Annotated in this window: 1 protein-coding gene; it reads left to right on the forward strand. The window is 77.2% G+C overall.

What is annotated here, in order from left to right; genetic code table 11:
• Positions 1-175: 175 nt before the first annotated feature.
• Positions 176-13,295: type I polyketide synthase (locus tag AB0C76_RS34060; RefSeq protein ID WP_359973092.1), on the forward strand; the 13,120-nt coding region annotated here is incomplete at its 3' end.

Consider the following 13,295-nt stretch of genomic DNA (forward strand, 5'->3'; position numbering starts at 1 on the left):
CCCTAGAGTCCGAGGGCCGTTCGGCGAAGATCGACAGACCCTAGGGAAATTCGGCGCGGCCCCGATCGAGACTGGGCGCTGGAGTGCGGGAATGCGAGCGCCGCGCGTGCCGGGCACGCGGGCCGTCCTCAAGCGGATCCCTGCCGTTCGCCGGTCTTCCAGATGGGTTGCGTCGATGATGGACAAGGAACAGAAGCTCCGGGACTACCTCAAGCGGGCCAGCGCGGACCTCCAGCGCTCCCGGCAGCGGGTGGACGAGCTGGAGGCGGCCGCCCGGGAGCCGATCGCCATCGTGGGGATGAGCTGCCGCTTCCCGGGCGGGGTCGCGGCTCCCGAGGACCTCTGGGCGATGCTGGTCGCCGGCGAGGACGGCATCACCGGCCTGCCCGCCGACCGCGGCTGGGAGCTCGACCCGGCGGACGGACCGGTCGACGTCCGGGGCGGGTTCCTGCAGGGCGCCGCCGACTTCGACCCGGGCTTCTTCGGCATCTCGCCGCGCGAGGCACTGTCCATGGACCCGCAGCAGCGTGTCCTGCTGGAGGCGTCCTGGGAGGCCATCGAGCGCGCGGGCATCGACCCGAGCAGCGTCCGCGGCACCCGCACCGGCGTCTTCGTCGGCGCGATGCCGCAGGACTACCGCACCGGGCCGGACGACGACGTCCAGGGCTTCGTCCTGACCGGCAACGCGACCAGCGTGATCTCCGGCCGCCTCTCCTACGTCCTCGGCGCCGTCGGCCCGGCCGTCACCGTCGACACCGCGTGCTCGTCCTCGCTCGTCGCGCTCCACCTGGCCGCGCAGTCGCTGCGCGCGGGGGAGTGCGGCATGGCGCTCGCCGCGGGCGTCACCGTCATGTCGACCCCCACCACCTTCGTCGAGTTCGCCCGCCAGGGCGGCCTGGCCTCGGACGGCCGCTGCCGCTCCTTCGCCGACTCCGCGGACGGCACCGGGTGGGCCGAGGGCGTCGGCGTGCTCGTCCTGGAGCGGCTGTCGGTGGCCCGGCGCAACGGGCACCGGGTGCTGGCCGTCGTACGCGGCACCGCCGTCAACCAGGACGGGGCCTCCAACGGGCTGACCGCGCCCAACGGGCCGTCCCAGCAGCGCGTCATCGAGCAGGCGCTGCGCAACGCCCGGCTCTCCGCCGACCAGGTCGACGCGGTCGAGGCGCACGGCACCGGCACCGTCCTCGGCGACCCGGTCGAGGCCCAGGCGCTGCTCGCCACGTACGGGCGCGGGCGCGACCCGCAGCGCCCGCTGCTGCTCGGCTCGGTGAAGTCGAACCTGAGTCACACCCAGGCCGCGGCCGGCATGGCCGGGGTGATCAAGACGGTGCTGGCGCTGCGGCACGAGCTGCTGCCGCGCACCCTGCACGTGGACGAGCCGTCCACGCACGTCGACTGGGAGTCCGGCGCCGTCCGGCTGCTGACCGAGGCGACGCCGTGGCCGCAGGGCACCGAACCGCGCCGGGCGGGCGTCTCGTCCTTCGGCCTCAGCGGCACCAACGCGCACGCCATCATCGAGGAGGCCCCGGCGGCGGAGGACACGCCGGAAGCGGAGGAGCGCGCCGACGCCGGGACGCTGCCCTGGCTGGTCTCCGGCCGCACCCCCGAGGCGCTGCGCGCCCAGGCCCGGCGGCTGGTCGCGTTCCTGGCGGCGGACGCCGAGGGGTCCGACACCGACCTCGCCCACGCGCTCGCTACCACCCGGGCCGCCCTGGAGCACCGCGCCGTCGTCACCGCGGCAGGACGCGCCGAGGCCGTCGCGGCGCTCGCCGCGCTCGCGGACGGCGAGGACGGCGGCCGGGCCGTCCTGGGCACCACCCGGGGCCGCGGCAAGCTCGCCTTCCTGTTCGCCGGCCAGGGCTCGCAGCGCCTCGGCATGGGCCGCGAACTGGCCGCCCGCTTCCCGGTGTTCGCCGCCGCGCTGGACGAGGTGCTGGCCGGGTTCGACGGCCGGCTCGACGTTCCGCTGCGCGACGTCATCTGGGGTGACGACGAGGACGCCCTGAACCGCACCGGCCACGCCCAGCCCGCGTTGTTCGCCGTGGAGGTCGCGCTCTACCGGCTGCTGGAGTCCTGGGGCGTGCGCCCGGACTTCCTGGCCGGCCACTCGGTCGGCGAGATCACCGCAGCACACGTCGCCGGGGTGTTCACCCTCGCCGACGCGTGCGCCCTGGTCGCCGTCCGGGCCCGCCTGATGCAGGCCCTGCCGGCCGGCGGCGCGATGGTCGCGGTGCAGGCGGGCGAGGACGAGGTCCTCCCGCTGCTCGGCGACGGCGTGTCGCTGGCCGCCGTCAACGGCCCGCAGGCCGTCGTCGTCGCGGGCGGCACCGCCGCGACGGAGGCCGTCGGCGCGCACTTCGCCGAACTCGGCCGCAAGGTCCGGCGCCTGCGCGTCTCGCACGCCTTCCACTCGCCGCTCATGGACCCGATGCTCGACGAGTTCCGCGCCGTCGTCGCCGCACTGGACCCGCAGGCGCCCGCGATCCCGATCGTCTCCACCCTCACCGGCACGCTCGCCACCGTCGAGCAGCTCACCTCCGCCGACCACTGGACCGACCAGGCCCGCCAGGCCGTCCGCTTCGCCGACGCCACCGGCTGGCTCGGCGGCCACGGCACCACCGTGTTCCTCGAACTCGGCCCGGACGGCGCCCTCGCCGCGCTCGCCCAGGGTGCCCTCGACGAGCCGGTGACCGCCCTCGCCGGGCTGCGCCCCGGGCGGGGCGAGACCGAGGCGCTCACCGAGGCCCTCGCCGGACTGCACGTGCGCGGCGTCCCGGTGCGCTGGGACGCCTACTTCGAGGGCACCGGCGCCCGCCGCGCCGACCTGCCCACCTACGCCTTCCAGCACAAGCGCTACTGGCCGAAGAGCGCGCTCTCGCGCACCGGCGACGTCCGCGCCGCCGGGCTCGGCTCGGCCAACCACCCGCTGCTCGCCGCCGCCGTCTCGCTCGCCAACACCGACGGACTGCTGCTGACCGGCCGCCTCTCGCTGCGCACCCACCCGTGGCTGGCCGACCACGCCGTCGACGGCGCCGTGCTGCTGCCCGGCACGGCCTTCCTGGAGCTCGCGGTGCGCGCGGGCGACGAGGTCGGCTGCGAGCGCGTCGAGGAGCTGACGCTCACCGCGCCGCTGCCGCTGCCCGAGCAGGGCGGCGTGCAGGTGCAGGTGTGGGCCGGGCGGGCCGACGCGAGCGGGCGGCGCCCCGTCGGCGTCTACGCCCGTCCCGAGGGCGACGAGGACGCCCCGTGGACGCAGCACGCCGACGGCATCCTCGCGCCGGACGAACACCGCGCCGCTGTGGAGGAGTTCACCGCCTGGCCGCCGGCCGGCGCGGAGGCGCTCGACCTGGACGGCCTGGACGAGCGCCTCGCCGGTGCGGGCTTCCGCTACGGCCCCGCGTTCCGCGGGCTGCGCGCGGCCTGGCGGCGTGGCGAGGACGTGTTCGCCGAGGTCGCGCTGGACGAGGGCGTGAGCGGCGAGGCGAGCGCGTTCGGGATCCACCCGGCGCTGCTGGACTCGGCGCTGCACGCGACGACGTTCCTGGGGCTCGGCGGGGTGCCGTTCTCCTGGCAGGACGTCAGCCTGCACGCCGCGGGCGCGTCGGTGGTGCGGGTGCGGCTGTCCGCGACGGGGGACGACTCGGTCGCCGTCGAGGTCGCCGACGCGGCGGGCGGCCCGGTCGCCTCGGTCGGCTCGCTGCTGCTTCGGGCGCTCCCGGCACTGGCCGGCGCGGGCGCCGGGCCGGTGCGGGACGCGATGTTCGAGCTGCGCTGGTCCCGGCCGCGCGGCGGCGCGCAGGCGCCGGCCTCGGTGGCCGTCCCGGACGCGGACCCGCTCGGCCTCGGCGTGCTGCCGGCGGCGGGCGAGGGACCAGCGGGGGCGGAAGGCACCGGGGTGGTGCTCGTGCCGCTCGCGGGCGACCCGGCCGACCCGGTCGGCTCGGCCCACGCGCTGACGGCCCTGGCGCTGGCCCGGGTCCAGCAGTGGCTCGCCGAGGACACGGACGGCCGGCTGGTCTTCGTGACCCGGGGCGCCGTCGCCACCGCGGCGGACGGCGAGGTCACCGACCCGGCCGCGGCCGCCGTGTGGGGCCTGGTGCGCTCCGCGCAGGCCGAGCACCCGGGCCGGTTCGGCCTGGTCGACCTGGACCCGGCGGGCGGCCCGCTGCCCGAAGGTGCCCTGCCCGAGCGTGCACTGGGCGGCGAGGAGCCGCAGCTGGCCGTGCGCGGCGGCGCCGTGCTCGCGGCCCGGCTGGCCCGCGCGGGCGCGGTGGCCGCCGCAGGGACCGGGTGGAACCCGGACGGGACCGTCCTGATCACGGGCGGCACCGGCGGCCTCGGCGCCGTCCTCGCCCGGCACCTGGTGGCCGAGCACGGCGTCCGCCGCCTGCTGCTCGCGAGTCGTCGTGGCGCCGCGGCCGAGGGCGCCGCCGACCTGGTGGCACAGCTCACCGAGGCGGGCGCCCAGGTCGCGGTGGAGGCCTGCGACCTCACCGACCGCGCCGCCGTCGAGAGCCTGGTCGCGGGCGTGCCCGCCGAGCACCCGCTGACCGCCGTGGTGCACGCCGCCGGTGTGCTCGACGACGGCGTCGTCGAGCAGCTCACCCCCGAGCGGCTCGCCGCCGTCCTGCGGCCCAAGGCCGACGCCCTGTGGCACCTCCACGAGGCCACCCGCGGTCTCGACCTCGCCGCGTTCGTCGTCTTCTCGTCCTTCTCCGGCACCGTCGGCGCGGCCGGCCAGGCCAACTACGCCGCCGGCAACGCCTTCGCGGACGCGCTCGTGCGCACCCGCCGCGCCGCCGGACTGCCCGGACTCGCGCTCGGCTGGGGCCCCTGGGCACCCGTCGGCGGAATGACCGGCGCGCTCACCGACGCCGACCTCGACCGGCTCGCCCGGCTCGGCACCCCGGCGCTCTCCGAAGCCGACGGCACCGCGCTGTTCGACGCCGCCCTCGCCCGCACCGAGGCCGTCCTGCTGCCCGTCCGCCTCGACCTCCCGGCGCTGCGCGCCCGGGGCGAGGTGCCGCCGCTCCTGCGCGGCCTGATCCGCACCCCCGCCCGGCGCGCCGCCGTGACCGCCACCGAGGCGGCCGGGGCCCTCACCCGCCGGCTCGCCGGGCTGGACGACCGCGCCCGCACCGAGGCCGTCGTCGACCTGGTCCGCGCCCAGGTGGCCGCCGTCCTGCGGCACGCCGACGCCTCCGACGTCGACCCGCACCGCCCCTTCCAGGACCTCGGCTTCGACTCGCTCACCGCCGTCGAGCTGCGCAACCGCCTGAGCGCCGCCACCGGGCTGCGCACCTCCGCCACCGTCGTCTTCGACTACCCGACCGTCACCGCCCTCGCCGGGCACGTCCTGGACGGCCTGACCGGCGACCGGGAACCCGCCGCCGCGGTCCCCGTGCGGGCGGCGGCCGACGACGACCCGATCGTCATCGTCGGCATGAGCTGCCGCTACCCCGGCGGCGTCGCCTCGCCCGAGGACCTGTGGCGCCTGCTGCGCGAGGGCACCGACGCGATCTCCGGCCTGCCCACCGACCGCGGCTGGGACGTCGAGTCGCTCTACCACCCGGACCCGGACCACCTCGGCACCAGCTACACCCGCTTCGGCGGCTTCCTGCACGAGGCCGCCGACTTCGACCCGGGCTTCTTCGGCATGAGTCCGCGCGAGGCGCTGGCCACCGACGCCCAGCAGCGCCTGCTGCTGGAGGCCTGCTGGGAGGCGGTCGAGCGGGCCGGGATCGACCCGGTGTCGCTGCGCGGCAGCCGCACCGGCGTGTTCGCCGGCGTGATGTACAACGACTACTCCGCGCTGCTCGCGGGCGGGCGCTTCGAGGGCCACCAGGGCAGCGGCACCTCGCCCAGCATCGCCTCCGGCCGCGTGTCCTACGCGCTCGGCCTGGAGGGCCCGGCCGTCACCGTCGACACCGCGTGCTCGTCCTCGCTCGTCGCCATGCACTGGGCCATGCAGGCCCTGCGCGCCGGCGAGTGCACGCTCGCCCTGGCCGGCGGCGTCACAGTGATGTCCACCCCGACGTCGCTGATCGAGTTCTCCCGCCAGCGCGGCCTCGCCCCGGACGGGCGCTGCAAGGCGTTCTCCGACCGGGCCGACGGCGTCGGCTGGTCGGAGGGCATCGGCGTGATCGCCCTGGAGCGCCTCTCCGACGCGCGCCGCAACGGGCACCAGGTGCTCGCCGTCGTGCGCGGCTCCGCCGTCAACCAGGACGGGGCCTCCAACGGGCTCACCGCGCCCAACGGGCCGTCCCAGCAGCGCGTCATCCGCCAGGCCCTGGCCACCGCCGGGCTCGCGACGGCCGACGTCGACGTCGTCGAGGCGCACGGCACCGGCACCTCCCTGGGCGACCCGATCGAGGCCCAGGCGCTGCTCGCCACCTACGGCCAGGACCGCGAACTGCCGCTGCTGCTCGGCTCGGTGAAGTCCAACCTCGGCCACACCCAGGCCGCCGCCGGCGTCGCGGGCGTGATCAAGATGGTGCTGGCGATGCGGCACGGCGTCGTGCCCCGCACCCTGCACGCGGCCGAGCCGTCCTCCCACGTGGACTGGGACGAGGGCGCGGTGGAGCTGCTGACCGAGGAGGCGGACTGGCCGGAGACCGGCCGCCCGCGCCGGGCCGGCGTGTCCTCCTTCGGCTTCAGCGGCACCAACGCCCACGTCATCCTCGAACAGGCCCCCGCCACCGTGGTGCGCGAGACCGCTCCGGCGGTCCCGGAGCCCGTCCTGCTCTGGCCGCTGGCCGGCCGCAGTCCGGCCGCGCTGCGCGACCAGGCCGCCCGCCTGCGGGCGTTCGCCGCCGCGGACCCGGCGGCGAGCCCCGCCGACCTCGGCCTCTCGCTCGCCACCACCCGCTCCGGCTTCGACCACCGCGCGGTGGCCGTCGGCGGTGACCGCGACGAACTGCTCGCCGTGCTGGCCGCCCTCGCCACGGGCGGGTCCGCCGCCGGGCTGGTCGCGGGCGAGACCGGCGCCGGGAAGCTCGCGGTGCTGTTCGCCGGCCAGGGCGCCCAGCGCCTCGGCACCGGACGTGAACTCGCCGAGCGCTACCCGGTGTTCGCCGACGCGCTGGACGAGGTGCTGCACGCGTTCGGGCCCCGGCTGGAGCGCCCGCTGCGCGAGGTCCTCCACGGTGACGACGAGGAACTGCTGAACCGCACCGGCTGGGCACAGCCCGCGATCTTCGCCGTCGAGGTCGCGCTGTTCCGCCTGGTCGCCTCGCTCGGCGTGCGCGCCGACGTGCTGCTCGGCCACTCCGTCGGCGGGATCGCCGCCGCGCACTGCGCCGGGGTGCTGTCGCTCGCCGACGCCTGCGCGCTCGTGGCCGCCCGGGCCCGGCTCATGGACGCGCTGCCCGAGGGCGGCGCCATGGTCTCCGTCGAGGCCACCGAGGACGAGGTGCTGCCGCACCTGGTGCCCGGCGTGTCCGTCGCGGCCGTCAACGGGCCGCGGGCCGTGGTGCTCTCCGGGCTGGAGGACGAAGTCCTGCGCATCGCCGGGGAGTTCGCGGCCGAGGGGCGCCGGACGAAGCGACTGCGCGTCTCCCACGCCTTCCACTCGCCGTTGATGGAGCCGATGCTGGAGGAGTTCCGGCGCGCCGTCGCGGAGCTGGAGTTCCGCGCCCCGGCGATCCCGCTCGTCTCCGACAGCACCGGCGAGCTCGCCACCGAGGCCGAGCTGTGCTCGCCCGAGTACTGGGTCGAGCACGTCCGCCGGGCCGTCCGCTTCGCCGACGGCGTCCGCACCGCCCGCGCGGCCGGCGCCGCCACCTTCCTCGAACTCGGCCCGGACGGCGTGCTGTCCGCGCTCGCCGAGGACGTCCTCGCCGACGACACCGCGGTGACGGCCGTCCCGTTGCTGCGCGCCGGACGGCCCGAGGAGCGGACCGCCGCCCTCGCCCTCGCCGCCCTCCACGTGCGCGGCCACGCCCTGGACTGGGCCGCGCTGTACGCGGGCACCGGCGCCCGCCGCACCGGCCTGCCCACCTACGCGTTCCAGCACGAGCGCTACTGGCCGGAGGCCGAGCCCGGCGCCGCGCCGGTCGCCGACCCCGCCGACTCCGCGCTGTGGGGCGCCGTCGAGCGCGGCAGCGCCGCCGAACTCGCCGGTCTGCTCGGCCTGCGCGACGAACAGCACGCCGGCCTCTACGCCCTCCTGCCCGCCCTCGCCGACTGGCGCCGAACCCGGCACGAGAAGGCGCAGCTCGACGCCGCCCGCTACCGCGTCCACTGGCGGCCCGTCCGCCCGGCGGCCGCGCCCGTGCTGGACGGCACCTGGCTGGTCGTCACCACCGACGCGGTGGACGACGCCGAGCTCCTTGACGCCCTGCGCGGCCACGGCGCCCGCCTGGAGCGCCTCGCGCTCGACGAGGACTGCCGTGACCGCGCCGGACTCGCCCGCCGGATAGCGGAGTTCGGAGAGCTCAGCGGCATCCTGTCGCTCGTCGCCCTGGCCGACCGGCCCGTCCCCGGGCCCGGCCTGCCGGAGGGCGTCGCGCTCGGCGTCGTCCTCGTCCAGGCCCTCGGCGACCTGCGCTCCGGCGCGCCGCTGTGGACCGCCACCCGCGGCGCCGTCTCCACCGGGCCCGCCGACCCGCTCACCAACCCCGTCCAGGCCGCCGCGTGGGGTCTCGGCCGGGTCGCCGCCCTGGAGCGCCCGCAGGCGCCGGGCGGGCTGGTCGACCTGCCGCCGGTGCTGGACGCGCCGACCGTGCAGGGCCTCGTCGGCGTCCTGGCAAGCGGCAAGCGCGGAGCGGAGGACCAGATCGCGCTGCGCGGCAGCGCCGCCTACGGCCGCCGCCTGGTGCGGCACGCCGTCGACGAGCTGCCCCGCGCCGAGGAGTTCACCGCCGACGGCACCGTCCTCGTCACCGGCGGCACCGGCGCGCTCGGCGCCGAGGTGGCCCGCTGGCTGGCCCGCAGCGGCGCCCGGCACCTCGTGCTCACCGGCCGCCGGGGCCCGGACGCCCCCGGCGCCGCCGAACTCGTCGCCGAACTCGCCGAGCACGGTGCCACCGCGGCCGTCGTCGCCTGCGACGTCGCCGACCGCGACGCGCTCGCCGCCGTCCTGGCCGCCGTCCCGGCCGAGCACCCGCTGACCGGCGTCGTGCACGCCGCCGGAGTCGGCCAGGCCGCCCCGATCTCGGACACCCCGGTCGCCGAGGTCGCCGCGCTCACCGCCGCCAAGCTCCACGGCGCCGCCCACCTCGACACCCTCCTCGCCGACCACGACCTGGACTTCTTCGTCCTGTTCTCCTCCGTCGCCGGCATCTGGGGCAGCGCCGGCCAGAGCGCGTACGCCGCCGCCAACGCCTACCTCGACGCCCTCGCCGAGAACCGCCGCGCCCGCGGCCTGACCGCCACCTCGATCGCCTGGGGCCCGTGGGCCGGCGCCGGCATGGCCGCCCACGAGGCCGTCTCCGACGGACTGCGCCGCCAGGGCCTGCGCTTCCTCGCCCCGGAGACCGCGCTCACCGAGTTGCGCCGCGCGATCGTCCACGAGGACGTCGCCGTGACCGTCGCGGACGTCGACTGGGAGCGCTACGCCCCCGTCTTCACCGCCGCGCGACCGAGCGTCCTGTTCGACGAGCTGCCCGAGGTCCGCGCCCTCGCCCGCGGCGCCGCCGCCGACGCCGGGGCCGCCTCCGACCTCGTCCGCCGCCTGCGCGGCCTGTCCGGGACCGAGCGCGACCGCCTGCTCGTCGACCTGGTGCGCCGCGAGGCCGCCGCGGTCCTCGGCCACGGCTCCGTCGACGGCGTGCCCGAGAAGCGCGCCTTCCGCGACGCCGGGTTCGACTCGCTCACCGCCGTCGAACTGCGCAAGCGCCTCGCCGCGCTGACCGGCCTGCCGCTGCCCAGCACGATGGCCTTCGACCACCCGACGCCCGTCGCGCTCGCCGCCTTCCTGCGCGGCGAGCTGCTCGACGGGCCGCAGGACGTGACGGCGCCGCCGGTCGCCGCCGCCGACCCGGACGAGCCGATCGCCATCGTCGGCATGGGCTGCCGATTCCCCGGCGGCGCCGCAAGCCCCGAGCAGCTGTGGCGGCTCGTCGCCGAGGGCACCGACGCCATCTCCGAGTTCCCGGAGAACCGCGGCTGGGACACCGGTCTCCACGACCCCGACCCCGACACCCCCGGCCGCACCTACTCCACGCAGGGCGGGTTCCTGCACGAGGCCGGCGAGTTCGACGCCGCGTTCTTCGGCATCTCACCGCGCGAGGCCCTCGCCATGGACCCGCAGCAGCGCCTGCTGCTGGAGACCACGTGGGAGGCCCTCGAATCCGCGGGCATCGACCCGACCTCCGTCCACGGCAGCGCGACCGGCACCTTCATCGGGTCCACGTACCAGGAGTACGGGCTCGGCATGGACGACAGCTCCGCCGGGCACGCCGTCACCGGCACCAGCCCGAGCGTGCTCTCCGGGCGCCTGGCCTACCTGTTCGGCCTGGAGGGCCCGGCCGTCACCGTCGACACCGCGTGCTCCTCGTCGCTCGTCGCGCTGCACCTGGCCTGCCAGTCGCTGCGCGGCGGCGAGAGCTCCCTCGCGCTCGCCGGCGGTGCCACGGTCATGACCAACCCGAACGCCTTCATCGCCTTCAGCCGCCAGCGCGCCCTCGCCGCCGACGGCCGCTGCAAGGCCTTCTCCGAGTCCGCCGACGGCATGACCCTCGCCGAGGGCGTCGGCGTCGTCGTCCTGGAGCGGCTCTCCGACGCCGAGCGCAACGGGCACCAGGTGCTCGCCGTCATCCGCGGTTCCGCGATCAACCAGGACGGTGCCTCCAACGGGCTCACCGCCCCCAACGGGCCCTCCCAGCAGCGCGTCATCCGCCAGGCCCTGCACAACGCGGGCCTCACCCCCGACGACGTCGACGCCGTCGAGGCGCACGGCACCGGCACGGCCCTCGGCGACCCGATCGAGGCCCAGGCCCTCCAGACCGCCTACGGGCGCGACCGCGACCCGCAGCGGCCGCTGCTGCTCGGCTCGGTCAAGTCCAACATCGGCCACACCCAGTCGGCGGCGGGCGTCGCCGGCGTGATCAAGATGGTCCAGGCGCTGCGCCACGGCGTGCTCCCGGCCACCCTGCACGCGGGCGAGCCGTCCTCGCACATCGACTGGACGCCGGGCACCGTCACGCTGCTCAACGAGGCCACGCCGTGGCCGGCCGGCGAGCGGACCCGCCGCTGCGCGGTCTCCTCGTTCGGCATCAGCGGCACCAACGCGCACGTCGTGCTGGAGGAGGCGCCCGCCGCCACCCCGACGGAGACGGCCGAGGCGCCCGACGGCGCCGTGCCGTGGGTGCTCTCCGCCCGCACCCCCGCCGCGCTGCGCGCCCAGGCCGCACGCCTCGCCGACCACCTCGACACCGAGCCGGACCTGCGCCCGCACGACGTCGCCCACACCTTGCTGACCACCCGCGCCCTCTTCGAGCACCGCGCCGTCGTGCTCGGCGCCGACGCCGCCGACCTGCGCGAGGGCCTCGCCGCGCTCGCCGCCGGCGCCTCCGCGCCGAACGCCGTCCAGGGCCTCGCCGAGGACGGCGGCCGCACCGTCTTCGTCTTCCCCGGCCAGGGCTCCCAGTGGGCCGGCATGGGCGCCCAACTGCTGGACGAGTCACCGGTGTTCGCCGGGCGCATCGCCGAGTGCGCGGCGGCCCTGTCCGCGCACGTCGACTGGTCGCTGCCCGACGTGCTGCGCCAGGCCGAGGGCGCGCCCGCGCTGGACCGGGTCGACGTCGTCCAGCCCGCGACCTTCGCCGTCATGGTGGCCCTCGCCGACCTGTGGCGCGCCCACGGCATCCACCCGGACGCCGTGGTGGGCCACTCCCAGGGCGAGATCGCCGCCGCCGTCGTCGCCGGGGCACTCTCCCTGGAGGACGGCGCCCGCGTGGCCGCGCTGCGCAGCCGGCTGATCGGCCGCGTCCTGGCGGGCTCCGGCGGGATGGTCTCCGTGCCGCTGTCCGCCGAGGAGGCGGAGGAACGGCTGCGCTCGCGCGGCGGCGGGCTCGCCGTCGCCGCCGTGAACGGGCCGCGGACCGTCGTCGTCGCCGGTCCGGCCGGAGAACTCGACGAGCTGATGGCCGAGTTCGAGGCCGAGGGCCTGCGCGCCCGGCGGATCAGCGTGGACTACGGCTCGCACTCCGCCCAGGTCGAACTCCTCAGGGACGACCTGCTGACGGACCTCGCACCCGTGCGCCCGCGTGCCGCCGAGGTGCCGTTCTTCTCCACCGTCACCGGCGACTGGCTCGACACCACCGCCATGGACGCCGGCTACTGGTACCGCAACCTGCGCAACCCGGTCCGCTTCGACCCGGCCGTGCGGGAGCTGATGGCCCAGGGCCACGGCCTGTTCGTCGAGGTCAGCCCGCACACCGTGCTCACCATGGCGATCGAGGCCACCGCCGAGGACCGCGGCGACCGCGCCACCGCCGTGGGCACCCTGCGCCGCGACAAGGGCGGCACCGACCGTTTCCTCACCTCGCTCGCCGAGGCCTTCGTCCGCGGAGGCCGGGCCGACTGGTCCGCCCGCACGGCCGGCGGGCGCCGCGTGCCGCTGCCCACCTACGCCTTCCAGCACGAGCACCTGTGGGCCGTCGCGCCGCGCCCCGGCGGGGAGCCGGAGGACGGCGAGTTCTGGAGCGCCGTCGAGGAGGCCGACGTCGAGGCGCTGGCGGCCCGGCTGCGCATCGACAGCGGCGCGCTCGCGCCGGTGCTGCCCGCGCTGTCCGACTGGCACCGCCGTCGACGGGAGCGCTCGACGCTCGACTCCTGGCGCTACCGGGCGACCTGGAAGCCGCTGTCCGCCGCGTCCGCCCGCCTGGACGGCACCTGGCTGCTCGTCACCGCTCGGGACGGCGAGGGCGAGGACGTCACCGAGGCGCTGACCGCGCACGGCGCGACGGTCGAGCGGCTCGTCCTGGACGACACCCACGCCGACCGGCAGCGGCTCGCCGCGCTGCTCACGCACGGCGAACTCGCGGGCATCGTCTCCCTGCTCGCCACCGCCGAGCGGCCGAGCGAGCGACACCCCGCCCTGCCCGAGGGCGTCGCGCTCACCCTGGCCCTGATCCAGGCCCTCGGCGACGCCGGGCAGGACGCGCCGCTGTGGTGCCTCACCCGCGGCGCCGTCGCCGCCGGGCGCACCGACACCGTCGCCAACCCGGTGCAGGCGCAGGTCCACGGCCTCGGCTGGACGGCCGCCCTGGAGCACCCGCAGCGCTTCGGCGGCGTCGTCGACCTGCCCGACGCGCTCGACCGGCGGGGCGGCGAGCGGCTGGCCGCGGTGC

This window comes from Kitasatospora sp. NPDC048722 (assembly GCF_040650235.1).
GTDB lineage: Bacteria > Actinomycetota > Actinomycetes > Streptomycetales > Streptomycetaceae > Kitasatospora.